Origin of the sequence: Halomonas campaniensis (assembly GCF_002211105.1) — a bacterium.
Classification (GTDB): Bacteria; Pseudomonadota; Gammaproteobacteria; order Pseudomonadales; family Halomonadaceae; genus Vreelandella; species Vreelandella campaniensis_A.
The window spans coordinates 1,011,885-1,038,160 of record NZ_JPUA01000034.1; the positions used below are offsets into that span (position 1 = coordinate 1,011,885).

Below are 26,276 nucleotides of genomic sequence, written 5' to 3' on the forward strand. Positions count from 1 at the left end.
TGCACAGAACACAGTGGAAGCACGCCCCGTAGCGCGCGGTAACGAGAAAAGGTGGTGGCAACCGCCCACTATGTGATTGACAGGGCAAGCATATTGAGGAGTCTTCATGGGCCACAGAAAAAGCCATGATCAAAATTTCAAAAACTTGATTTTGGATTATCCTCATGAATCGCTTTCCTTTTTTGCCACAGAAGAAGCCGAAGACCTTACTCCGAGCGTAAAGATCACACCGATACGTCAAGAGCAGTTAAAAGGGCGCTTAGGAGATCGATTTCACGAGCTAGATGTGCCACTGCTAGTAGAATGGCCCAATGGAGAGCGCGAAGCACTGCTGTTTATGCTAGAAGAAGAAACGGATCCTAACCGCTTCTCTATTCACAGGCTCGCTCACTACACCTTGCACCTCAGCGAGCTATTCGAAACAGAGCGTGTGGTGCCAGTAGTTATTTTTTTACATTCAAATCAAAATATTGCGGAAAGTCTGCATATTAAAAGTGAACGGCATAGCTATTTACAGTTCAATTACCTTCACACCCAGCTCAGCAGCTTGCCAGCGGAACACTTTTTTAACAGCCAAAATATTGTAGCGCGGTTGAATCTGCCCAATATGCATTGGTCAGAGAAAGATAAAATTGACGTATATGCCAATGCTATCCAAGGGCTGTTTGCGCTAGAACCTGACGTAGAAAAGCAACTTAAATACATTGATTTTGTCGATATTTATAGCGAACTAGACGAAGATGAGAGAAAAGCCTACCAAAGGCGCTATCCTCAGGAGGAAAGCAAAATGGCTGGTTTAGCAGAAAGGCTTCGTAATGAAGGCATGCAACAAGGCATGCAGCAAGGGCTTCATGAGGGCATTGAAGGTGTCTTACGTCTTCAACTTAAATTGAAGTTTGGTGAGCTACCAGATTGGGCAGAAGCGAAGCTACGACAGGCATCGGACGAACAGCTCACCCACTGGCTGACTCGTATTCTGAATGCTGACAGCCTCACCGGAGTTCTGAGCTAGGGGCAAAGAATTATTCACCCCCCCCGCAGATGACGTCGGAACGACGCCCAGTGGCACACAACCAACCCCGGCACCGCTCCGCGCTGCTCCCGCGGGTGCGCCTGAGGCTTACCACGCGCTACTAAATCACGCAGGTACAGAACATAGTGAAAGCACGCCCCGTAGCGCGTGGTAACGAGAAAGCGAGCTCAGCGAGCTTTTGAGGCACCCGCGAAAGGCGCCGGAACGACGCCCAAGGGCACACAACCAAACCCCGGCACCGCTCCGCGCTGCTCCCGCGGGTGCGCCTGAGGCTTACCACGCGCTACTAAATCACGCAGGTACAGAAAAAAGTGGAAGCACGCCCCGTAGCGCGTGGTAACGAGTCTGCGAGGAACGAGCAAACGAGGCACCCGCGAAAGGCGTCGGAACGACGCCCAACGGCACACAACCAACCCCGGCACCGCTGCGTGCTTCTCCAGTAGGGTCGATTCAGTTGTCCAAACTAAGTATGTAGTTTCAGAATATGTATAGTCACCGTTTCAAGGTAGATATTTACATAACACGCCATGCCCGTGAGCGCATGGCTGCTCGAAATATCACAGACGGTGAACTGCTAGAATTGATAGAGCGGGGAACAGTAAAGTACAAAGATGCTACGCGGTTTTGGATAGCGATACATTTTGAAAGTCGCCAAGACAACCTTTTGTCTGTCGCAGCAGTCTTAGAAGACAGACTGGTAATCAAAACCGTTATGCATCACTTTGAGTGGGAGGATAAGTAATGCGTACAACTTACGATGAAGCGGATGACATTCTAGTTCTGCACCTTTCAGATAAACGTACGGTTAAAGAAGTTTCTCAAGACTGGAATACGCATATTAGTTACGCGGAAGATGGCACAATTACTGAAATTGTCATCCTTGACGCTTCTAAGCAGGGGGCATGGCCGCTCTTAAAGAGCCAAGCAGCATAACCAAACCCCGGCACCGCTCCGCGCTACTCCCCCTGGTGATTGAAGACGCGCTAAAGATCGGCTTCACCCGCAACGGCCAACTGATCGAGCGCTTTCAAGCGCAACTCGAAAAGCAAATCGTGAGCGTGCCCTACGGCAAATGGCTCAGCATAAGTAGCGTAAGCGACGTAAGCGATCACAACGGCGCAAGCACAGGCACCACGCGGGTAAAGCTCAAACGGGCAGGGCACATTCTCGGTTCCAGCTACGTAGAGGTCATCTACCAGGATGCCAAAACCGGCGAAAAAGAGCGCATAGTCTTCTCTGGTGACTTAGGCGCCCCCTACGCACCGCTATTACCAGCGCCAAAGTCGCCCTACGGCTGCGACCAACTGGTACTCGAAAGCACCTATGGCAACCGCCAGCACCCAGACCGCCGCCAGCGTCGCGCCACCTTAAAAGCGGCCGTAGAGCAAGCACTCGCTAACGGTGGCACGGTGATGGTGCCCGCGTTCAGTATCGGCCGCACCCAAGAACTGCTCTATGAACTAGAAACCATTATTCATCAAGCGCACTCGCCGCAGTGGCAGTCACTGGAAATCATTGTCGACTCACCGCTAGCAGCGCGTTTTACAAAAGTTTATCGCGAGCTAAAACCCTATTGGGATAAAGAAGCTCAAGCGCGCCTGCGCAGTGGCCGCCACCCACTCAACTTCGCCAATCTCTACACCGTGGATAGCCACGCAGAGCACGAGCAAACCGTTGAGTACCTGGCCAAAACAGGCCGCCCAGCGCTAGTGATTGCCGCCAGCGGCATGTGCACAGGCGGGCGCATTATGAACTATCTAAAAGCCATGCTAGGTGATGAACGCCACCAAGTGTTGTTCGTGGGCTACCAAGGCGCAGGCACTCCAGGGCGGGATATTCAGCAATACGGCCCCCAAGGTGGCTGGGTAGCCATCGACGGCGAACGGTTTGATATAAAAGCAGGCGTAACCTCCATCAGCGGTTACTCCGCCCACGCAGACCAAAAAGACCTACTCAACTTCGTAAAACGCATGCGCCGCTGGCCCCACACCATCCGCTTGGTGCATGGCGAACAAACCGCCCGCGCAGCGCTCAAAGCTGAACTCGAAAGCCTCTATAAACGCAAAGGCAGAAGTGTAACGGTAAGGAGTTAGGTGATAGCAGTGAGGTGTTCCCCCTCACAAGCGAAGCGCTAACCCCTTACCCTTCACAAAAAAACCAATGATCGAAATTAAAAACCTCTACAAACGCTACCACAACCACCACGGCAGTGATTGGGTGCTCAAAGACATCAACCTCATAATCCCCAAGGGGGTGAGTGTCGGGTTGATTGGTGCCAACGGTGCGGGTAAATCCACGTTGCTGCGTTTAATTGCCGGTATGGATACGCCAGAACGCGGCGAAGTCATTCGCCACACCCGCGTTTCCTGGCCCGTAGGGCTATCGGGCGGTATGCAAAGCAACATGACCGGTCGCCAAAACGTCAAATTCGTAGCTCGGGTGCAGGGCAGTGGTTCAGAAGAGGTCGCGCGAATAATCAAATTTGTTGAAGACTTCGCAGAAATAGGCGAAGCCTTTGACGAACCAATCCGCACCTACTCTTCAGGCATGCGCTCGCGTATTTCGTTTGGCCTCTCTTTAGCGTTCGATTTCGACGTCTATATCTCCGATGAAGCCACCGCCGTTGGCGATAGATCCTTCAAAGCCAAAGCAAAAGAGCTATTCGAATCGAAAGTAGGCCAGTCCTCTCTGATCATGGTGTCTCACTCAGAAGGCATTTTGAAGGATTTATGCCAAGCCGGTGTTTACTTAAAGCACGGGACTGCGCACTGGTACGACGACGTAAACGAAGCTATCGCTGCCTACCATGTTGATGTAGATGCCAAAAACGATGGCACCGCACTGCCTACCGATGTACCCAGTGCCAGAAAACACCTGCAAGAATGCCACCAGGTGCTCAAAGCCGCACAGGAAAACCTAGCGGATTATCAAGAGCGCCAAGCGCCTCAGCAAGACATTGCTATTGCCAAGCAAGAAGTTCAAAAGGCGGTAAAAGCGTCGAAAATAGCGCGTGAGCACCTCGAAATGCTGGAAGAGCAGCAGCGCAAAGCGAAACGTAAATCCGCCTAGTGTTTAAAGATAACGAACGACAGCGGCCAGCCCATTAACATCGGCTATTAAGAGAGCTATGAACACCAAAACCTTTTTAATTACCGGTGGCGCAGGCTTTATCGGTTCTGCAGTAGTGCGCGAGCTTATTCAAAACACCTCCCATAAGGTGGTGAACGTAGACAAACTCACCTATGCCGGCAATTTAGAATCCCTGGCAAGTGTTGAAACCAGTGAACGCTACACCTTTACCCAGGCCGATATTTGCGATGCAGCCGCCATGCAGCAACTGTTCGAAAAGCACCAGCCTGATGTAGTAATGCACCTAGCAGCAGAGAGCCATGTAGACCGCTCTATTGACGGCCCGGCAGAGTTTATCCAAACCAATGTGGTTGGCACTGCCGTACTGCTGGAAGCCGCCCGCGCTTATTGGAATAGCTTGGAAGGCGAGCGTCGCGACGCTTTTCGATTCCATCACATCAGTACAGACGAAGTGTATGGCGATCTAGAAGGCACGGAGGACTTGTTTACCGAAGAAACCTCCTACGCGCCCAGCTCGCCCTATTCGGCCAGTAAAGCCAGCTCTGATCATTTAGTGCGCGCCTGGCAGCGTACTTATGGCATGCCCACGCTGGTAACCAACTGCTCTAACAACTACGGCCCGTTCCACTTTCCAGAAAAACTTATCCCGTTGATGATTCTCAACGCCCTAGCCGGTAAAGCGCTCCCTGTATACGGTGATGGTCAGCAGATCCGCGACTGGCTATATGTAGAAGACCACGCCCGCGCATTGATCAAAGTCGCCACTGAAGGGCAGGTAGGCGAGACCTACAACATCGGCGGGCACAACGAAAAAGCCAACCTCACCGTGGTTGAAACGCTGTGTGATCTTCTCCAAGAGCTAGTGCCCCAAGAAACCTCGTACCGGGACTTGATAACATTCGTGACGGATCGCCCTGGCCATGACGTCCGCTATGCCATCGATGCTAGCAAAATCGAACGTGAACTAGGCTGGATCCCAGAAGAAACCTTCGAAACCGGCCTACGCAAAACCGTGCAGTGGTACCTCGCCAACGAAACCTGGTGGAAACGCGTCCAAGACGGCAGCTACCAAGGCCAACGTCTTGGTAATGTGTGAGGAGTAAGCGCTTCGCTTGTTAGTAGTGAGGGGAAGAGTTGTGAGAAAGCATCAGCAACTGCGGGTATGGCAAGAAGCGATGGAACTCGTTGTTACTATTTACTCAATGACCTCAGCCTTTCCTTCAGTTGAACGATATGGACTTGCTAGCCAAATGCAACGAGCCGCTGTATCTGTACCAAGCAATATAGCCGAAGGCGCGGCTCGTGGCAGTAAGCCCGACTTTTTAAGATTTTTGCATATAGCACGTGGTTCGCTCAGTGAACTTGAAACTCAATGCCAAATTGCCCAACGCTTAGGGTATATGGATGATATTTCAGCACTGGAACTAGCGATCAACTCTGTATTTTCACAGCTAGGCGGGCTGATCCGGCATTTAAAGGCTTCACTATGACATCTGAACATGCACACCTCACACCTCACGCTTCACCCCTCACTATTTTCATCACCGGCGGCAACGGCCAAGTCGGGTTTGAGCTCCAGCGTCAGTTTGCTCTGTTCGGCAATGTGTTAGCACCTACACGGCATGAACTTGATTTAACAGATGCCAACGCAGTAGACGCCTACTTGGCTGAACACCAGCCAGCACTAATCCTCAACGCCGCCGCCTACACGGCAGTTGATAAAGCCGAAAGCGAGCCAGCCCAAGCCAAACGCCTCAATGCCGAGCTGCCAGCACAGTTAGCTGAGTATGCCGCTAAGCACACCATTGCGCTGGTGCACTACTCAACCGACTATGTTTATCCAGGTGATGGTGAAACACCCTGGCAGGAAGATAGCCCCACGGCACCGCATAGCGTATACGGCCAAACCAAGCTGGAAGGCGACCAAGCGGTTACCCAAAGTGGCTGCCAGCACCTAATTTTCCGCACCAGCTGGGTATACGCCGCCCGCGGCAATAACTTTATGAAAACCATGCTACGCCTGGGCCGTGAGCGCGAGGCACTGAGCATCGTCAACGACCAAATAGGCGCGCCCACCCCAGCACGCCTAATCGCCCAAGTCACCGCGCTAGCGTTCACCCCTCACGCTTCACCCCTCACCCCTCACATAACATCAGGCATCTACCACTTGGCACCAAGAGGGGAAACCAGCTGGCACGGCTTCGCCAGCGAGATTTTCAAGCAAGCACAGGCACTTGGCGAAGAGTTAGCGATTCATTCCGGCACCGTGAACGGCATACCCACCGTGGAATTTCCAACTCCCGCTCAGCGCCCGCTCAATTCACGTATGAGTCTGACTAAACTTGAAGCCGCGCTTGGTGTCACATTACCGGTTTGGCAATACCAGCTAGCGCTAACGCTTGCAGAATGCTGTGAGGCGTGAAGGGTAAGGAGTGAGGAGTAAGAACACCTAATCCCTCACACCTCACGCCTAACACCTAACATTTGTATATTCACGGATGATAGACCATGACCACCTCACACCTCACACCTAACCCTTCACAAAGAAAGGGCATTATTCTAGCCGGTGGCTCCGGCACTCGGCTGCACCCCATTACCCGCGGTGTATCCAAGCAGCTCCTGCCCATCTACGACAAACCGATGATCTACTATCCGATCTCGGTGCTCATGCTAGCGGGCATACGTGAAATACTGATTATTTCCACGCCAGAAGACCTTCCTCAGTACCAGAACCTACTGGGCAACGGTGAAGATTTTGGTATCAGCCTGCAGTACGCCGAACAACCCAGCCCGGATGGCCTCGCCCAAGCATTTATTATCGGCGAAGAGTTTATTGGCGAAAGCGCCGTATGCCTGGTGCTGGGCGACAACATCTTTCATGGTCAACACTTCTCCGACCAGCTAAAGCGAGCTAGCCAACAAGCTAGCGGTGCCACCGTATTTGGTTACCTGGTTAAAGACCCAGAGCGCTTTGGTGTGGTGGAGTTTAACGAAAGCGGCAACGCCATCTCCATCGAAGAAAAGCCGCAAAAACCCAAATCGGCGTATGCCGTTACCGGGCTTTATTTCTACGATAACGACGTCGTTGAAATTGCCAAAGCCGTAGAGCCTTCCGAGCGTGGCGAGCTGGAAATCACCAGCGTCAACAACGCCTATTTAGAGCGGGGCGACCTGCGCGTTGAACGTTTGGGCCGCGGCTTCGCTTGGCTAGACACTGGCACCCACGACAGCCTGCTAGAAGCCAGCCAATACGTGCAAACCATTGAGCACCGCCAAGGCCTCAAAATCGCCTGCCTGGAAGAGATAGCATGGCAACACGGCTGGATCAATGACGACCGCCTGGCCACACTCGCCAAGCCCCTCGCCAAAACCCAGTACGGCCTATATCTCCAACGCCTTTTAAAAGTGAAGGGTAAAACATGAGGAGGGAGGAGTCTTGCTCCTCGCTTTGAACGCCTCACACCTAACTCTTCACCTTTCACGAGCTCTTTATGCACTACGAAAAACTCGCCATTCCCGATCTAGTCCTGCTCACCCCCAAAGTATTTGGCGACGAGCGGGGCTTCTTCATGGAAACCTTTCGCCAAAGCGAATTTGAAACCCACTGTGGTAACTACCAGTTCGTTCAGGACAACCACAGCAAGTCCGTTCAAGGTATCTTGCGGGGCCTGCACTACCAATATAAGCAGCCCCAGGGAAAGCTAGTGCGCGTTACCCAAGGCGAAGTATTCGATGTCGCCGTTGATATGCGTAAAAGCTCACCGACGTTCGGCCAGTGGGTAGGGGTAACACTAAGCGAAGAGAATAAGCAGCTGTTGTGGGTACCACCAGGGTTTGCCCATGGGTTTTACGTGACCAGCGAAAAAGCCGAGTTCCAGTACAAATGTACTGATTACTACGCCCCAGGCGACGAAGTGAGCATTCGCTGGAATGACCCTCAGCTCGCTATTGAGTGGCCCACCCACGGCATAGAGCCACAGCTTTCAGAGAAAGATCAGCAAGGGCTGACCTTTGAATCGGCGCCTACCTTTGCCTAACAAACAGCCTCATATACTTAGCAAAATGAAGTGAATAGGGAACTGAATAAGAAAATGGTTGCCATATGGGAGCTTTTCTTATTTCCTAATTGTGATGAAGGTGCTTAAAGCACCTGTTATAATTTAAACGTAATCCATGGATGAAGCTGGAGAGTTGCAGTGAAAGCACACGAAGCAGTGCAGCTTATAGAAGCATCACCACTATTTGATGCTAAATGGTACGTAGAGCGCTATCCCGATGTTAAAGCAGTCAATATGAATCCTGCTGCCCACTTCTGTAAGTACGGTTGGAAGATGCTGCGTGATCCATCAAGCCAGTTTTCTTCAGCAGGCTATTTGATTAAGCACAAAGATATTAAAAAAGAGGGTATGAACCCCCTTTTGCACTATCTTCGTTTTGGTAAAAAAGAAGGCCGCGCAATTGTAACCAGCCAAGAACAAGGGATTGGCAACAATCTAAAAGAAACCAAGACAGTCACTGCACCAGCCAAGGTCAATGCTAGCCCAAATAAAAACAGTGAAGAAGTAGCCAAGCAATTGGCAGAGACTCAGGCGTTATTAGAACACTATTACATTCGGTGCCAAGAACTTGAATTTCAAAAGTTAGATCATAAGCAAACGCCTAAAATGGAGTCTCTGTGAAAGTATTAACGGTATTTGGCACACGCCCTGAAGCCATCAAAATGGCCCCGCTAGCATTACAACTAGCAGCGGACGAGCGCTTTGAATCCAAAGTATGTGTGACGGCACAGCATCGTGAAATGCTGGATCAGGTGTTGGATCTATTTGAGCTGAAGCCAGAATATGACCTGGATATTATGAAACCAGGGCAAGATCTCAATGACGTCACATGCGGTATTCTCCAGGGGTTAAAGTCCGTACTGGAAGAGTTCAAGCCCGATATTGTCTTGGTGCATGGCGATACAGCGACGACATTTGCCACCACGTTGGCCTGTTACTACCAGCAAATTCCGGTTGGGCATGTAGAGGCTGGCTTGCGAACCGGCAATCTATACTCGCCGTGGCCGGAAGAGGGCAACCGTAAATTGACAGGCGCTTTGGCTGCCGTTCATTTTGCCCCCACCAATACCTCTAAGCAGAACCTACTAGCAGAAGGTGTTGACCCTGCTAAGGTACACGTTACTGGCAATACCGTGATTGATGCGCTGCTGGACGTTGTTGAAAAGCTCAAAAACAATCCTGAGTTGGCAATAGAACTAGCGGCCCGCTTCCCAATGCTGGATAGCAGTAAACGCCTAATATTAGTAACTGGCCACCGTCGGGAAAGTTTTGGTGGTGGGTTTGAGCGCATTTGCCAAGCGCTTGCGGAAACCGCCAAAGCACATCCATCCACACAAATTCTATATCCCGTACACCTGAACCCAAATGTACGTGAGCCTGTTAATCGGCTATTAGCCGATATAACGAATGTGCACCTAATTGAACCTCAAGACTACCTACCTTTCGTTTACTTGATGAACCAAGCAGCCATTATCCTGACGGATTCTGGTGGTATTCAAGAGGAAGCGCCCTCCCTAGGTAAGCCAGTGTTAGTAATGCGCGACACTACCGAGCGCCCTGAAGCGCTTGAAGCAGGCACCGTTAAGTTAGTAGGTACAGACGTAGCCAAAATTACCGAGGCGCTGAATACGTTGCTGACCGATGAGCAAGCCTACAACGCCATGAGTTATGCCCATAACCCCTATGGTGATGGCAAAGCCTGCCAACGTATCCGCGACGCTTTAAGTAAGAAGTAAGCGCTTCGCTTGAAAGAGGTGAGGAATTACACCTCACTCCTAACCATTCACTATTTACGGTTACATTAATGAAATTTGAAACTATCTCTATGATTGGCCTGGGCTACATTGGCCTACCTACTGCCGCCGTATTTGCCTCACGTAAACAGAAAGTCATCGGTGTGGATGTTAACCAGCATGCGGTTGATACGATTAACAACGGTGAAATACACATTGTTGAGCCTGAATTAGACATCATCGTGCGTGCCGCTGTTAAAGAAGGCTACCTGCGAGCTACTACAACGCCTGAGCCTGCAGATGCCTTCTTGGTGGCCGTGCCCACGCCGTTCCATACTGATGAACACGGGCAAAATCACAAAGCAGACCTTAGCTACATAGAAGCAGCCAGCAAAGCGATTGCTAAGGTGTTAAAGCCGGGTAATCTCGTAGTATTAGAATCGACTAGCCCTGTGGGGGCCACAGAGAAAATGGCTGCTTGGCTTGCAGAAGCTCGCCCAGACCTCACATTCCCGCAAACCCATGGTGAAGCATCTGATATTCGTATTGCACACTGCCCAGAGCGTGTTCTACCAGGCCATGTGATTCGTGAACTAGTGGAAAATGACCGCGTCATTGGTGGCATGACAGCTAAGTGCGCAGAAGCTGCATGCGCGCTGTATCAAATCGTGGTGGAAGGGGAGTGCGTAGCCACAACCGCCCGTACAGCTGAGATGGCCAAGCTTACCGAAAATAGCTTCCGCGATGTCAACATTGCCTTTGCCAACGAGCTATCTACCATTTGCCATGAGCTGGATATCAATGTGTGGGAACTGATTGCTCTGGCTAATCGTCACCCTCGTGTCAATATTCTTACCCCAGGGGCAGGTGTAGGGGGGCATTGTATTGCAGTTGACCCATGGTTTATTGTTGATTCATGCCCAGAACAAGCCAAAATTATTCGTGCTGCCCGTGAAGTAAACGATGCTAAACCGCTTTGGGTACTAGAACGCGTAAAAGAGGCATTAGAGTATTACCACCAGCAACACCCTGATGCTAAACGCAGCGAATTAACCGTGGCGTGCCTAGGGGTAGCTTTCAAGCCAGATATTGATGACCTGCGTGAAAGCCCCGCATTAGGCATTGCTAAAAAAGTGGCTGAACTTGGCTGCCGCGTTCAAATTGTGGAGCCGAATATTAAAGCACTACCCAAGTCATTGGGTTCACCCAATGTAGAGCTTGTATCGCTTGAAGAAGCGCTTGCGCAAGCAGATGCATTATGTGTTTTAGTTAAGCACAAGAGTTTCATAAAAAATACTGACAGTGTGCGACTTAAAGAATACGTGATTGATGCAGTTGGTTTGTTAGGTTAATGGTTTTATCTGTCTGTTTTTTAGTTACTGAGTGTATTTTTAAATTATCAGGGCCATATTTCCATGGATGAATTGCTTAATTATGCTAAGCAACTAGCGGAGCAAAAAATTGCAACGCTGAAAGCCCCGATTGCTAAACGCATTGCCTATGTGGTGAGTCATGGTCAAAGTTACGCCAACAATGGTTATGCAATTCGTACTCAAGGCATCGCAAAAGCGCTAAACGATCATGGTTTTGAAACATTATGTTTTGTACGCCCCGGCAGGCCATGGGAGTTTGGCGCAGCGCAAACGGTCGCCCCAGTTAGCGATGTTGATGGTGTTCGTTACATTCATAGCCGGTGGGAAAAAGGCATTTCTCCCCAAGGGGAAGAAAAGCACTTAAAGGCTTCAGTAGACAAATTTGTTGAGCTTTTCAACGTCTTCAGACCCAGCGTCGTGCTAGCTGGGTCTAATTTTATTATTGGCTTACCCGCTTACGTTGCAGCCAAGCAACTTGGCATTCCTTTCTATAACGAAATTCGAGGATTTTGGGAGCTTTCCCGAGCGGCTAGAGAACCAGGCTATGAACTGACTGAAAGCTTCAAACAAGAAGCTGCAAGAGATACCTTTGTTGCGAAACACGCGCAGCGTGTTTTTACACTGAACCAGCCTATGCAGCAAGAGCTTGTGAAGCGCGGCGTTGATGAAGCACGAATCAAAATCATTGCCAATGGCGTAAATAAACTGCCGGTTATACAACCAGCTAACGAGCAGCTTAAAAATAAGCTAGGTATTCGCCCTGAAGATAAAGTGGTTGGCTATGTAGGTAGTTTTAGTGCCTACGAAGGCTTGGATGTTTTAGTCACTGCATGTCAAACCCTTATAAATGAAGGCGTGAATTTAAAACTCTTATTAGTGGGGGACGACGGCGTATCAGAAAAATTAGGTGGGCAAACCGGTGAGCATAGCTACCCATGGCTGATTACCACTGGCCGTGTTCCCCATGAGCAAGTGGCTGATTATTACGCGCTCATTGATCAAGTCGTTATACCGCGCAAAAGTTTACCTGTATGCCACTTGGTTCCCCCAATGAAGGCAATGGAAGCCACCGCTTTCAATAAGCCTCTATTAGTTTCGGATGTACAGGCATTAGTCGATTTAAAACAGTTTAATCAACAGATTAGCTTCTTCAAAGCGGACGATGCAGTAAGCCTTGCAAACGTCATAAAGCAAAATCTAACGGCTCAGCCGCCAAAGGTTGGCACTCAAAGCGACGAAATCACCTTTTTCGAGCAGATCAAACCCTTAGTGCAAGCGTTAGAGTCATCGGCCAAAGGATGGGACGATAAAGCGGCTAAAGAAGCATTTGCCGCTGCGAATAGCCGCTTTTATAAACAGGGCAATATTTCCAGCACACTTTCAATATTGCACGAAATGAAGCTACAAAGCGTTAAGTTTGATAAGCCGAAAAGAGACTTCCAGAGCTTTATCGAAGGATTGGCACGCTTAAAGGGCGGCTGGCCGTTGCCACCGCGCCAGCCAAACGCTGGATTAATGACGCGTCGCCGTCATGCGCTTTATTGCTTACACCAATCAGTTCCCCATGCCACCAATGGCTACTCAACGCGCTCCCATGGTATTGCCGTAGGTTTACAGCAGGCTGGCTGGACAGTACGAGCCACTACCCGCCCCGGTTTTCCGTGGGATGCAGGCGCAAAAGGGCTTAACAAAGGCTACCACGAAGCCAATGTGGATGGCGTCGCTTACGCTGCCGTAGCAGGGTGGAACCTCAATAAAACTCCTCTGGATTACTACCTGGCAGAAGCCGCCGACCACTATGTAAGAGAAGCTCAAACCAGCGGTGCAGAAGTTATTATCGCTGCCTCTAACCACATTACCGCACTGCCAGCGCTAATGGCTGCGCGCCGCCTAGGCTTACCGTTTGTATATGAAGTGCGTGGCTTATGGGAAGTCACCCAGGCTTCTACGCAGCCCGAGTGGGCAGGCTCAGAACGCTTTCATCTAATGCGCGAGCTGGAGCAGCAAGCCGCCCGCGAGGCGGATTTGGTCATCACGCTAACCGATGAGTTAGCCATAGAACTTGAGAGCTGGGGAGTAAAGCGTGAAGGCATAGTCGTTATTCCCAACGCTGTAAATGCTGAAACCTTTGTGCCCACTGCTCCAGACCCTGCCATCATCCACGAGCTAAAATTAAAGCCCGGTGTACCGGTCATTGGTTACGCAGGTAGCGCCGTGGCCTATGAAGGCCTTGAGCTTTTAATGGAAGCCATGGCAAAGCTGAAGCAAAACCAACAGGACTTCATTTTCGTACTGGTGGGCGACGGTAAAGTTATTGATACCGTAAAGGCGAAGGCCAAAGCGCTGGGTATAGAAGAGCATTGCCGGTTTACTGGGCGAGTACCCTTTGACGCCGTGCCCCGTTACCTCTCATGCATGGACATCATGCCGGTACCGCGCCTGTCATCAGCAGTGACCGAAATGGTTTCTCCGCTCAAGCCGCTCGAAGCCATGGCGATGGGGAAAGCGGTCGTGCTTTCTGACGTTGCTCCTCATAAGGTAATGGCGGGTGAGAACCAGCGTGCGTTACTGTTTAAGAAAGACAGCGTCGAAAGCTTGACGCAAGCACTGACAAAACTGATAACCCAGCCCAATGAGCGCGCCCGATTAGGCCAGGCAGCCCGCGTGTGGATTGAGAAAGAACGCACCTGGAATTTTGTTACTAATAATTATCACCATGCACTGCAGCGCCTGCTCAACAGACAACAGAGCAGCACAACACCCGTAGTAGCTAAAAGTCTAGATCAAATAACCCTGGGTCTGATTGCGGATCAGTTCACCACCGACACCCTGGCTAGCGGTGTGAACGTAGTTAAGCTTTCACCAGAAAACTGGCAGCAGGAATTAGCTGATCAACCCATTGATGCGCTCTTCGTTGAGTCCGCCTGGAAGGGCAATGATTGGGTCTGGCACCGTCGAGTTGGCTTCTATGGGGAGGAGGAGTTTGCGCCCTTGCGAGCACTGTTGGCGCACTGCCGTGACAAAGGCATTCCCTCGCTGTTCTGGAACAAGGAAGACCCGGTACACTTTGACCGCTTCCGTAAAGCCGCTTCACTTTGCGACCATGTGTTCACCACGGATAGTCGGCGGATAATCCCCTACCTAACAACGCCAGGGGCACTGACACAAAGCGTTAGCAGCTGCGCTTTTTATGCATCGCCTAAAATTCATAATCTGCTGCCTTCTAAGCGGGCATGGCAACCCTCGGCAGCTTATGGTGGTACATACTACGGCAAGCGCTACCCAGAGCGTACCGAGTATATGGATAAGATCATGAGTGCGGCAGCGCCCCTTGGCCTTACTATCTACGACCGCCAGCACGATGACCCTGAATCACCTTACAAATACCCAGGTGGCTTGGGCAGCTATGTGGCCGGTAGTCTCAGCTATGAAGAGATGATCGAAGCCTACAAAGCCCACCCGGTTCAAATCAACGTGAATTCGGTACTGGATTCACCCACCATGTTCTCCCGCCGGGTGATGGAGGCCGCCGCCTGTGGCGCGCCGATTATTTCAGGCCCCGCACTTGGTATGAATCGCTACCTGGAAGAGGCTGGGCATGTGGTGCGCACGGAAGCCGACGCAGCTCAAGCGCTTGAAAACCTGATGCATCATGATGCCTACCGTTGGCGCGTGGCATTAAAAGGGGCAAGGGCGGTAATGCGTGCCCACACCACCCAAACACGCTTAACCCAGATGCTGCGTACTGCCGGTATGGTGGTAAAAGCACCGGAACTGCCTAGCATCAAGCTCTATTGTGAAACGGTATCTTCAGAAGCCGCTAATAACATAGTTAATCAAACACTCCTGCCTAGCCACATAGTAGCCACCCACTGGGTACCTGGGGCCAAAGAGCAATTGCAGGCGGTGGGGATCACTTGCCAGGAAGCGGACGAGGTGACATCGCAAGCAAGTGAGTATTGGCTGTATGCTGAATTGCCAGCACTGGAAAGCCTTGAAGCAGAAGATATTGAAGATTTAGCGTGGACAACCACCTACGCCCAACACACCCGCGTAGGTTTTATCCGTGATGAGAAGCTGGAAAGTGGCGGCTGGCCGGGAGTAGCTTGCGAAAGTAATCAAATAGCGCATGGGTTTCAGCTAATACATGTTGGCCGTGAATTACCCCTACATGGACTGGCTGAGTGGGCAAACGGCGAAAGTACCCTGGCGTTGCGTAAACCGCACCTGCGCTATGCCCAGGCACCCAATATGGAGCCCGCTAAAACGGTGGTTATTGCCGGCCATGACCTGAAATTTATTAAGCCGTTTTACCCTTACTTCACGAAAGCAGGCATGCGTTTACTGCTTGATTTCTGGAGTGGCCATAACCAGCACAACGAAATTGCCAGCAAACGATTAATACGCCAAGCGGATACCGTTTTCTGCGAATGGATGCTAGGCAACGCTATTTGGTACGGTAAAAACAAACGTGAAGACCAGAAGTTAGTAGGGCGGTTGCACGCCCAAGAACTGCGCAGTGCACTATTTGAAAAAGTGCCATTTGAAGCCTTTGAGACTGTTATTTTTGTGGGGCCACATATGCTCCGCCAGGCCATAGCACGTTGCCCCGCACTCGAAAAAAACGGTGCGGTAATTTATAACGGTGTAGATGTAGAAGCGCTACAAGCGGTGCCACGTAAGCCTACTAACGGCAAAGTACTTGGTATTGTTGGCATCGTACCGCAAAGTAAACGCTTGGATCGTGCACTAGATATTCTCAAAGAGCTTCGCAGAGAAGATGCTGGCTACACGCTACGCGTAAAAGGGAAGCGGCCAGAAGAATTCCCATGGATGTTAAATCGTCCAGAAGAAATGGCGTGGTACGAAGAGCAGTATCGCCGCCTTGAGGAAGATCCTTTATTAAAAGAGGCTGTCTTCTTTGACCCGCAGGGCAATGATATGCCGGAGTGGTATTCTGGCATTGATTACATATTGTCCGTTAGCGATCACGAAAGCTTTCACTTAGCAGTAGCAGAAGGGGCCGCAGCAGGATGTCAACAAATTGTTTTGCCTTGGGAAGGGGCTAAAGAAATATATCCAAAAGAGTGGATATACTTAGATAAAAAAATGGCTGTTAAAGGTATTGAAAATAGCTTCAGTGAGAAAGCTAAATTATTTCAGTGTTTTCATTCGAAATTTGGCATTACATCAGTAGCAAAGAGTATCGTTGAGAAGCTTATATGGAAATAGTTGTTGATCATCCTATATTTGGTCCCTATGCAATGGCTTTTCCTATTAAATGGAAAGCTAACCCATTTAATAATAAAAATTGGCTGCATCACTTTAATAGTTTGAGATGGCTTGGGAAAGAAGAAGATTTAATAAAAGTTGAGAAAAGTCTTAGGAGCTTTTACAACTTTCACTGTATAAAAAAAATAAAAAACCCATACTATTCTGAAATAAGGGGAGACCATACAGCAGCAATTCGGTTAACATCTTTGGTGGAACTTAAAAATAGGTTTGAGTATTCCGGTGTCATCTCTGGTGTAGGAATTTGCCAAAAATTAATAAAAAATGAACTGGTTAATCTCCAGAGGCCAGAAATGTATCGTGCCGGTCATAATCACGGTCTTATGGTTGATTTGGCGCTTCTTGAAGTTTTCAAAGACAGAAAGCTGAAATTTCAGCACTTGATCGATTTGGATATGATATTAAGTCGCAGTGCGCAGACCATAAATGACATGTGGCATTTTACTGGCCTTACAAAAGAACATTCCGTCTCTTATCAAGAGTATAATTTACCGATTACAGTGAAATATTACAAAACAATAGAAGAGCTGGATTTAGAAAATAAGTCAAATGTTTTATTAGGAAATATTATTAATGAGACTAAGAAATTTTTAGGGTATGCGCTTAAAGAAAATGGAGAGTATTTCTCCTTAGGAGATACTCTCAGAAAGCCAAATGCTAATATATTGAACAAGGTTTACAAAGGAAAAACTTTAAACAGCAAAACGCCTGTTGAACTCTTGTTGCCATATTCTAAGCAAGACGGTACGTATTGTAATAATAATTTTTTCATTTTTAGAAAACTGATAAATGGAAGAAAGATACACTTTGCAGCAACTTGTTGCTGGGATTCGCAGAATCATAAGCAAAATGATGAGCTATCTTTTTGCTTAGATGTGGATGGGATATCTATTTTTGATGATCCAGGTTTTACTCCTTTTCTTCCAAAGCAGCAAGTGATGGATTTGAAAAGTGAGAAAAACCATTCGACAATTACTATTGAAAAAAATAAATGGGGTGCCAATTTTAGCGCTAAACGCGCCTCCAAAATAGTTACAGGTAATGATTTTAAAGATGGGTTTGAAGTAGAGATGAAGGCCGAAAGGGTTCCTGGCTTGATTTTTACTAGAAATATTAAGCTTAGTAAAGATGTTGTCATAATAAAAGATCATGTTAGTGGTTTGATTGAAAAAGGCACCTATATAAATAGGTTGTTTGTGCTTGGCCCAAAGGTTTGTGTGAATAAAGATTTAATAAGAAACAGGGCTTTACTTTCTGTGGGTGATAAACTTTTAGCAGAAGTGTCTTGCGAAAGCACAGGAGTAAGTGAGAGTTTTTTTTATATTGATAATAATGTTGATTATGTTTTAGTTAAAAAGGATGAAGTGGTTAAGACAAATATATTAATGCATAAAGGGAAGGCAATGGCTGGGATCAATAATAGATTAATGACGTTAAAAGTTGATTTGATTTGATGTTAAATTGCCTTTTATTTGATATTGGTTATCCGATCTTTTTGTTTCGTTAGGCTTTATTGGCAGTCACGGCAGTCACGGCAGTCACGGCAGTCACGGCAGTCACGGCAGTCTTTTAAGGCTGCTATGAGTAAAATGTAAATGATTTGGATAAATCTCGATTTCGAAAAGAATTTACATTAAAAATAGGGCGTGAGAGTAAAAAGCATTCCCAGTTTCTTTAAATAGTAATTATGGATTAACTGACAAGGTAGGTATTTATGAAATTAGGAAATGACAAGTTGCATTTGCAGCTTGAAATCGGCGAAGTGCAATTTTCTTATGTTTATATAAGAAAAAATGCTTGCTCCTCTTGGAAAAAATTATTTGTTAACGAATCTCTTTATCGTGAAAAAGCAAAAGAATTTAATAATCCTATTAACTTTATGTCGAAATATCATAAAGTAAAAAACACTAATGAGCTAGAGCTGTTAGAAAATCGTATAGTAATTTTGCGTGATCCAATTGAACGACTTTACTCTGGATTTATTAATCAGTTTATATCTAGATTAAATAAAAATAGATATGGTGTGATGCATGAGGAAGTAGGTTCTTTTCTTGAGAAGCCTGTAGAAGAAGTTACTTTTGACGAATTTATAAAGCAATATATTCTAAAAAGTGGCGAAGAAGTTAATGTACATTTTGTTCATCAGGTAAGCCATTTAGCTAATGTCGAATACAATAAGAAATGGATGCTAAATGATTTGTATAATGAAAGTGAGAGTTTTTTTGGAAAAAGTATAGCGGATAAATATTTTAAGAAAAAGTTAAACTCTACTCAGAAGATTGAAAAGATAAAAGGCGACTATAAGTTTGTACCAGCTGGAAAGATATATGAATTATATTCAGAACGAGGTGCTGTACCATCTCTTGACTCTCTTATCGATAATGATATTTTTGACATTTTGAGAGAGTATTACGAAAAAGATTACAATTTTATTGCAAATAAATAACTTGGAGTGTTTGAAGTTGAAAAATACTGTGGTTAATAAGGCACATGGTGAAAAGTGGATTGATTTTTTTGGTGGCGAAGTTCCTAAAATTCCGCCAATTACTTACCTTATAAGTTGTGCCCGAAGCTCCTTAAGCAATAATGATGCATTGCAAGCTGAAAATTACGAAAGATTAATATATTTACTGCATAACTCAGTGGTCTCCCCACAGTCAGATATTGATGTTAGTGTAAAATTTGGTTATGGCGGTATTGGTGTAGTGATCCATAAAAAAAGTATTATCAAAGAGGGAGTGACTATTGGTCAGAATGTTACACTCGGTGGTAGCGCCGGTATTAGTGGTTACTATGACGGTAATAGGATTCATGTGCCAGTGATAGAAAATAACTCGTATATAGCGGCAGGCACGAAAGTTCTTGGTGGAGTTGTAATTGGTGAGTTTTCAATTATAGGTGCCAACTCTGTAGTAAATAGATCAATAGAACCTTTTAGTTTAGCGGTAGGCCAGCCAGCGAAAAAAATTAAAAAAATCATAAAAGATAATTGCTTGAAATACAGAGGCTTTTACTCTTATTTGAAAGACCTTCCTGAAAGTGATTTTATAGCACTTTTTCCAGAGAGCTAAAAATACTTTACTCCATTTATGCTTTATTACTGGCTTTAATTTGACTAGATTGTTAAAAGTAAAGGTAAATTGTTATGATATTTCTTAAGTCCCATGGGATTATTTTCATGAAACCGAGGAAGGTCGCTGGGACTTCTTTTGAGATAGCCTTAAGCCGCTATGCAAAGCCAGATGATATTATAACACCTGTATCACCTGATGATGAGAAAGCTAGAAAAGACCTAGGCTTTTCTTCTTGTCAAAATTATTTGGATCAAAACGGTAAACAAATATTTAATAATCATATTTCAGCGTCTGAAGCTAAAAAGAAGCTTGGATACCCTATATGGGGTGACGTTGAAAAATGTGCCATAGTCCGTAACCCTTTTGATGTATATATATCTTTATTCTATTATCATAATGGTTCTTCAGCAGATATAACTAAGCTTACAGACTGGTATGTCGATGGAGATGGAGGTTCATATCTTGGTGTGAATCATAAGCAATACTTTATTAAAGGCAAGATGGTTATTGATCGCTTTATCCGGTATGAGAATTTTGAAGAAGATATTTTAGAACTGGAGAGATCTGTACCCAGCCTTAAAGGTTTATACGATACATTTCGAAATATCAAAGCTAAGTCTGGAATAAGAAGCAATGCGTCATATGAACTTAAAGCTGTATATTCTCATCATCCAAAGCTTAAGAGAGAAATTAGACGTTTGCATGAATTTGAAATAACTAATTTTGATTATTCGTCTTTGTGATTATTGCAAGGTTTTAAGTGAAATATTACAAATTTATAATTCATGTGGGTTATCCAAAGGCGGCATCGACTTCGTTACAGGATGCTCTTTTGGATTCGGCTGTATTGCTTAAAACCAAGGGTGTTTTGTATCCTGATATTTTAATGCCTGAGGGCTCTTCTAAACATGAAGAGCTTTTTCGTTTTGTGCGGCTGAATAAAATCGAGAAAGCACTATCCTTACTCCAAACGGAGTTAGATAGCGTGGATGATGTGCATACTGTTGTGCTATCAACAGAGTCCATTGTTAACCAGTTGTATAATTTTCATTCTTCTTTATGGATAAAGCTATTCAATGCAATCAAGCGGCTTGGTTCGTTGGAAATTGTTGTTATACATAGAGAGGCCAAAGATTTTTTATCATCTTACTATAAACAGGTAGTTATCAATCAGCCATCTTCTTTAGTTGATTTTTATGGAACATCACTCACGCAGACTGATTTTGAAAAGCTAAAGGTGGTGCAAAAACTAGCAAATTTAGATGCTGTGGTTGAAACGTTAAAAGATGTTTCAAATGCGCCGGTTAAAGTATTCGATTACCATCAGAATGTAGTGAGTGATGTTGTAAGCTGGCTAACTGGTGAGCTTTATACTGTAGAAACTCCTAAATTGAGTAACGTTAGTTTACAGCCGGAAGAAGTTGAATTGATTCGACAGGTTAATGCAACTACGACATCAATAGAGGAGAGAAACGCCTGGTTACATGTTTTAAGTCAATGCTCCTCACTTGGCAGCCGTACGGCGCTTACTCTTGCTGGGCGTGCAAATGAGGCTGATGTGCAGCAATTAGATGCTGACTGGCTATTAACGGTTATCCCGTCGCAGAACGTTGAGCTAGGTGTGGATGATCAAAAATTACTGTTGTTGGCTAAAAAAGCTTACCGGTGGTTGTCCAACTATCAGATGGACTGTAGGCTTAATCAATCCTTACAATATGAAGATTCTGCGCTTATGCCCTTAAAAACAATGGATTCGGTTGAACTTGAACGCTGTATTGTTAAAAAAATTGATCAGCTTGTCTCTGCTTCTACCAATTCATCTTTAGGAGAAAAACTATTCTCCTCAAAAAAGCTTGAGCTAGCTCCCTTCGCGGCAGTTAATTTCTCTGAATGGGGTGATTGGGAGCAGGATCCACTAAATAATCGCAGCTGGCAATGGCGACTGAACTGGCTCTCATTTCTCTCATATTTGCTCGCCTATCATCATAAAGTAAATAATGATGAGGTTCTAAGTCTTGGGAAAGCAGCTATTGAGTCCTGGTTGGATGCCTATTTAAAAACTGATACCGAATACCCATTTGAATTTATATGGCATGACCATGCCACGGCACTTCGCGCGGAACAATTAGTACTATTTGCTTATTATTGTCGAGATAAAGCACCTGAGTGGTCCAAACAGAATGCCGAGTTTCTCTCATATTTGGAAAAAGGGTTAGTCGTACATGCCGAGTGGCTGGAAAAGGATAGCTTCTACTCTGAACATACTAACCACGGTTTAGAGCAAGCACGTGTACTACTGTTGCTTGGGACAGTGTTTGAAGGCCAACAAGCGGATAAATGGCAAAAAATTGCCATTCAGCGTATCAGCAGCGAGTTGCAATTTGCGTTCACAGACGAAGGTGTTCATGTTGAAAATAGCCCTGCTTACCACATTTTTGTCTTCAAGGTCTTTTTAGGTATTATCAAAGACTACCCCGATGATGTGTTGGGGGATTTGGCCAGCCAATTCAGCCAGTTCTCTGCAAAAGCACTGAATTTTATTACTCATATTTTACGTCCAGATGGCCTTTTGCCCCCTATTGGTGACACTGAGCAGCTACCAACCAGTGATGCCTATAAAGAGTTGTTTGGTAGTACAGCTGAGTATCAACATTTTTTATACGCTCTTAGTCAGGGCAGACAAGGTGTTAAGCCTGACCAATTGAACGCGGTGTATCCTAAGTCGGGGTACGCCATTTTTAGAGATTGCTGGCCAGAAAGAAATCAGTTTAAGCAGGCTTTCCACGCTATCGTTAAGATTGGAACTTCCAGCCGCTATCACCACCAACAAGATGAAGGTCACGTTAGTGTTTATGCTGGCGGTGAAGATTGGTTGATTGACTCAGGCCTTTATAATTATATTAATAACGACCCGATAAGAAAGTATATGCGCGGCCGCCCTGGTCATAACGTTCCAATGATATCCAATGCCTCCTATGATAAAGAGTTTGAACACCGGTTAGGTGCTTGGGATGTTGTTGATTTTGCTGAGGGAGCGTTTTTGCCAAGTGTTGCCATCAAGCTTGAGGTGCTTCGCCCGGTGGTTCAAACCCGTCAGGTATCTTTTAGCGCAATCGATGAAGAACTAGCCATAGAAGATCACTTCATCTGTGAGGATAACCAGCCGCGCAACTTTACGCTGCAGTGGCATATTCCCAAAGATAAGACCATAAATGTTAATGGCAACCAAATCACCGTAACCAGTGCCAGCGGAAAAGTAATGCTGATTCATATTGATGGGCCAGAGCCAGATAATATCTCTGTTGTGAAGGGAGTAAAGAAGGATAAGGTGTTTAGCTGCATTTCTTATAAGGCAAACCATTACGAGCCTAGTCAGGTTATTAAGGTGGCTTATACAGAGTATGCTGAACTTGCTATTTATACGCGCTTTCTCTTTGAGCAAGTATTGCTCAATAGTGGTTCTAATGGCGAAGTGAAAAATGCTGTGTTTCAAAGTCAGGATCAATCTTCCAAAAATGTAATTAATCATCTTTACGCACAAGTTCGCAGTGAAAGGCCGCTTGTAGTGGTGGCCTGCGGCGCAGAGGAAGCCACTATCGGGATTGCTAAGGCCTTGCGTGAAAATGGGGTAGGGCGCTTGGTGATTTTAGAGAATAGTGAAGAGCTCGCCAATAGTGTTAAGAAAAGCTTAAAAGAAAACTATCTTCAGTCATGGGTTGAGTGGCGAATGGGCGATTTGACCCCTTGGCAGGGTGATGATTTTAATGATTCTCATGCCCAGCAAAATGCCTATTGGTTCTCCACTGAGCTATTAGAAGATTTAGAAGCGGTCGATTTTGTTTGGATTGATAATTCATTAGAGAAAGATTGTGGTTTCTCTAATTGCTTAGCTTTGCCAGCCTTGCTGGATCGCTTAAGCACCCAGGCGAAAGTATGGGTCAAAGGAATGAGTGATCCCACTGGTGAAGAATTCTGTAGGCAATGGGCAGAGCGCCATGGCTTTGAGTTTGACTATGTGTCTCGAAAAAATGGGCTTGGTGTTTTGAGCCGCAGCTAAGAGCGCTTCTAGGACGGGGCGGCTAACTAAACGTATTTTTCGTAGTTGGCTCGTGGTCTTTGTTACCAAGAACAACATTTAGTCCCTTTTTTTCATTATTTCTCATTTATCATTGATAACACACTGTTAATTGATCGTTACGCGAAGGATTGTTTATGTGCGGAATTGTTGGCGCGGTTAGCGCAAAGGATAGCACCGCCTTTCTTTTGGAAGGCTTATCTACATTGGAGTATCGCGGTTACGATTCAGCGGGTTTGGCCCTGCTATCGGGTGAGCACAGCAGTGGTTTGCAGCGTGCCCGCTCGAAAGGGCGTGTGGCTGAATTAGCCGCCCTTGTGAAAGAAAAGGCGCTAAGCGGTAATGTGGGCATTGCCCATACCCGTTGGGCTACCCACGGCGTACCGGCTGAACGTAATGCTCACCCGCATATCTCCGGCGGGTTGGCGGTAGTGCATAACGGCATTATCGAAAACTACGAAGCGTTGCGTATTCAGCTACAGGGCTTGGGGTATGAGTTCACATCGGACACCGATACCGAAACCATCGCCCACCTGATTCAAGCCTGCTTTAAAGGCCAAATTGGTGAGCCAGCGGAAAACCTCTTCTCTGCCGTGCAGTGCGCCGTTGCACACCTGAAAGGTGCCTTTGCCCTGGCAGTGATTAGTGATGAAGAGCCGGGCTGCTTAGTGGTTGCCCGTGAAGGTTCGCCGCTAATGTTGGGCATTGGAGATAATGGGCACTATGCCGCCTCTGACGCCTCCGCACTGATCTCCACTACCAAGCGTTTAATGTACCTGGAAAACGGCGATGTGGCTCGTTTAAGCCGCGAAGCGGTGGTTGTCGTTGATGGTATTGGCCAGCCGGTTGAACGTAAGGTCATTACTTCAAGCCTGAGCGCTAATGCGGTAGAGCTGGGTGACTTCAGCCACTACATGCAGAAAGAAATCTTCGAGCAGCCCCAGGCCCTTAGCAATACGCTGGAAATGATTAGCGGAGCAGGGCAACTGCATCCGGGTATCTTCGGTGCTGAAGCCGCTGATATTTTTGACCAGGTAGAAGCCGTGCTGATCCTGGCCTGCGGTACTTCCAGCTATGCGGGCATGACCGCCAAATACTGGATTGAGCAAGTGGCAGGCATTCCTTGCAACGTCGAAATTGCCAGCGAATACCGTTACCGCCAAAGCGTCGCTAATTCTAAACAGCTAGTGGTGGTTATCTCACAGTCTGGAGAAACGGCGGATACGCTGGCGGCGCTTCATCACGCCAAATCGTTAGGCCATACCCATACCTTGGCGATCTGCAACGTACCGGAATCCGCCATTGTGCGTGAAACAGCGCTGCGTTTTATTACCCGCGCCGGGCCGGAAATTGGCGTGGCCTCTACCAAAGCTTTCACCACTCAGCTAAGCGCGCTGTTCCTGCTTACTCTGCTGCTTGCCAAAGCTAACCAGCGGTTAAGTGGAGCAGATGAAAAAGCCTACCTGGATGAGCTGCGCCACCTTCCCATTGCGGTAGATAAGGTGCTTGCGCTTGAACCCAGCATTGAAGCCTGGGCGAAGCACTTTGCCAATAAGCATCACGCGCTGTTCTTAGGCCGGGGGCGGCATTACCCCATTGCGTTGGAAGGGGCGCTTAAGCTTAAAGAGATCTCCTACATCCATGCCGAAGCTTACCCGGCGGGTGAGCTAAAGCATGGTCCCTTGGCATTGGTCGATGCAGAAATGCCGGTAGTCGTTGTGGCTCCCAACGATGAGATGTTGGAGAAGTTAAAAGCCAACATGCAGGAAGTCAGTGCCCGTGGCGGTCAGTTGTATGTGTTTGCCGATGGTGACAGTGCTGTGAAGTCGTCTGAAGGCGTCAATGTACTGATGATGCCAGAGCATTACGGCCTGCTTTCGCCGGTATTGCACGTGGTCGCGCTTCAACTGCTTTCTTACCACGTTGCGTTGGTAAAAGGCACGGATGTGGATAAGCCACGTAATTTGGCTAAGAGTGTGACGGTAGAGTAGTGCCCATGGGCGTCGTTCCGACGCCTTCCGCGGGTGCCTACGAACGTTCCCTGAACTCACGTTCTTCGTTACCACGCGCTACGGTTTGTGGCGCCATGGATCTTTGTGTGAGCACGTTCCTTGTAGCGCGTGGTAAGCGAAGCGCACCCGCGGGTGCATCGCGAAGCGGTGCTGGGGTTTGCCCATGCAGGCAGGGTTGGTTCGGTGCCACGGGGCGGCGTTCCGACGCCTTTCGCGGGTGCCTACGAACGTTCGCTGAACTCACGTTCTTCGTTACCACGCGCTTCGGTTTGTGGCGCCACGGATCTTTGTGGGAGCACGTTCCTTGTAGCGCGTGGTAAGCGAAGCGCACCCGCGGGAGCAGCGCGCAGCGGTGCCGGGGTTGGCCCATGCAGGCAGGGTTGGTTGAGTGCCAGTGGGCGTCGTTCCGACGCCTTTCGCGGGTGCCTACGAACGCTCGTTGAACTCGTGTTCTTCGTTACCACGCGCTACGGTTTGTGGCGCCACGGATCTTTGTGGGAGCACGTTCCTTGTAGCGCGTGGTAAGCGAAGCGCAC

The 26,276-nt window shown here is 47.4% G+C and carries 20 protein-coding genes; all 20 read left to right on the forward strand.

Annotated features, from left to right (window positions below):
• Positions 1-106 precede the first annotated feature (106 nt).
• The 20 genes from JI62_RS22970 to glmS all read left to right on the forward strand — a co-directional run bounded on the left by JI62_RS22970 (position 107) and on the right by glmS (position 25,719).
• The gene (locus tag JI62_RS22970) at positions 107-1,012 is read left to right on the forward strand and encodes a hypothetical protein (RefSeq protein WP_088701263.1); all 906 of its coding nucleotides are present in this window, start codon (positions 107-109) and stop codon (positions 1,010-1,012) included.
• 505 nt (positions 1,013-1,517) lie between these two features.
• Positions 1,518-1,775, forward strand: coding sequence for a DUF4258 domain-containing protein (locus JI62_RS16975; RefSeq protein ID WP_088701264.1), 258 nt, complete (start codon positions 1,518-1,520; stop codon positions 1,773-1,775).
• Positions 1,775-1,966, forward strand: a complete 192-nt coding sequence (locus JI62_RS16980) for a DUF2283 domain-containing protein (protein ID WP_027958926.1) — start codon at positions 1,775-1,777, stop codon at positions 1,964-1,966. Before JI62_RS16975 ends, JI62_RS16980 begins: the two co-directional genes overlap by 1 nt.
• Complete coding sequence (locus JI62_RS16985) at positions 1,936-3,126, forward strand: MBL fold metallo-hydrolase (RefSeq protein ID WP_088701265.1); 1,191 nt, start codon at positions 1,936-1,938, stop codon at positions 3,124-3,126. The genes JI62_RS16980 and JI62_RS16985 overlap by 31 nt, the downstream gene beginning before the upstream one ends.
• Positions 3,127-3,193: 67 nt before the next feature.
• On the forward strand, positions 3,194-4,102 hold the full coding sequence (locus JI62_RS16990) for an ABC transporter ATP-binding protein (protein WP_088701266.1): 909 nt from the start codon (positions 3,194-3,196) through the stop codon (positions 4,100-4,102).
• A 58-nt stretch (positions 4,103-4,160) separates the two neighbouring features.
• Entirely contained in the window at positions 4,161-5,219 is a 1,059-nt protein-coding gene (gene rfbB, locus JI62_RS16995; protein WP_088701267.1) for a dTDP-glucose 4,6-dehydratase, read from the forward strand.
• 40 nt (positions 5,220-5,259) lie between these two features.
• Positions 5,260-5,613, forward strand: a complete 354-nt coding sequence (locus JI62_RS17000; protein WP_240513279.1) for a four helix bundle protein — start codon at positions 5,260-5,262, stop codon at positions 5,611-5,613.
• Positions 5,610-6,545 carry a dTDP-4-dehydrorhamnose reductase gene (gene rfbD / locus JI62_RS17005; RefSeq protein ID WP_088701269.1) on the forward strand — a complete coding sequence of 312 codons (936 nt, stop codon included), beginning with the start codon at positions 5,610-5,612 and terminating at the stop codon, positions 6,543-6,545. The genes JI62_RS17000 and rfbD overlap by 4 nt, the downstream gene beginning before the upstream one ends.
• A gap of 86 nt (positions 6,546-6,631) precedes the next feature.
• On the forward strand, positions 6,632-7,546 hold the full coding sequence (gene rfbA / locus JI62_RS17010; protein ID WP_088701270.1) for a glucose-1-phosphate thymidylyltransferase RfbA: 915 nt from the start codon (positions 6,632-6,634) through the stop codon (positions 7,544-7,546).
• A 68-nt stretch (positions 7,547-7,614) separates the two neighbouring features.
• A complete protein-coding gene (gene rfbC, locus JI62_RS17015) occupies positions 7,615-8,160 on the forward strand; it encodes a dTDP-4-dehydrorhamnose 3,5-epimerase (RefSeq protein WP_088701271.1) in 546 nt (181 codons plus the stop codon).
• A 159-nt stretch (positions 8,161-8,319) separates the two neighbouring features.
• Positions 8,320-8,802 (forward strand): hypothetical protein, encoded by a 483-nt coding sequence (locus tag JI62_RS17020; protein ID WP_088701272.1) that lies wholly within the window; start codon positions 8,320-8,322, stop codon positions 8,800-8,802.
• The gene (gene wecB / locus JI62_RS17025) at positions 8,799-9,917 is read left to right on the forward strand and encodes a non-hydrolyzing UDP-N-acetylglucosamine 2-epimerase (RefSeq protein ID WP_088701273.1); all 1,119 of its coding nucleotides are present in this window, start codon (positions 8,799-8,801) and stop codon (positions 9,915-9,917) included. The genes JI62_RS17020 and wecB overlap by 4 nt, the downstream gene beginning before the upstream one ends.
• A 68-nt stretch (positions 9,918-9,985) precedes the next feature.
• Entirely contained in the window at positions 9,986-11,266 is a 1,281-nt protein-coding gene (gene wecC, locus JI62_RS17030; protein ID WP_088701274.1) for a UDP-N-acetyl-D-mannosamine dehydrogenase, read from the forward strand.
• 63 nt (positions 11,267-11,329) lie between these two features.
• Positions 11,330-16,519: a glycosyltransferase gene (locus JI62_RS17035; protein WP_088701275.1), complete on the forward strand. Its 5,190-nt coding sequence runs from the start codon at positions 11,330-11,332 to the stop codon at positions 16,517-16,519.
• Positions 16,510-18,033 (forward strand): heparinase II/III domain-containing protein, encoded by a 1,524-nt coding sequence (locus JI62_RS17040; RefSeq protein WP_088701276.1) that lies wholly within the window; start codon positions 16,510-16,512, stop codon positions 18,031-18,033. The genes JI62_RS17035 and JI62_RS17040 overlap by 10 nt, the downstream gene beginning before the upstream one ends.
• A gap of 260 nt (positions 18,034-18,293) precedes the next feature.
• Complete coding sequence (locus JI62_RS17045; RefSeq protein ID WP_088701277.1) at positions 18,294-19,025, forward strand: sulfotransferase family 2 domain-containing protein; 732 nt, start codon at positions 18,294-18,296, stop codon at positions 19,023-19,025.
• Between the two features lie 16 nt (positions 19,026-19,041).
• On the forward strand, positions 19,042-19,650 hold the full coding sequence (locus JI62_RS17050) for a serine O-acetyltransferase (RefSeq protein ID WP_205737539.1): 609 nt from the start codon (positions 19,042-19,044) through the stop codon (positions 19,648-19,650).
• A gap of 107 nt (positions 19,651-19,757) precedes the next feature.
• Entirely contained in the window at positions 19,758-20,396 is a 639-nt protein-coding gene (locus JI62_RS17055; protein ID WP_141101334.1) for a hypothetical protein, read from the forward strand.
• A 17-nt stretch (positions 20,397-20,413) separates the two neighbouring features.
• On the forward strand, positions 20,414-23,710 hold the full coding sequence (locus JI62_RS17060) for a heparinase II/III family protein (RefSeq protein ID WP_141101335.1): 3,297 nt from the start codon (positions 20,414-20,416) through the stop codon (positions 23,708-23,710).
• Between the two features lie 155 nt (positions 23,711-23,865).
• Entirely contained in the window at positions 23,866-25,719 is a 1,854-nt protein-coding gene (gene glmS / locus JI62_RS17065; RefSeq protein WP_088701280.1) for a glutamine--fructose-6-phosphate transaminase (isomerizing), read from the forward strand.
• Positions 25,720-26,276 lie beyond the last annotated feature (557 nt).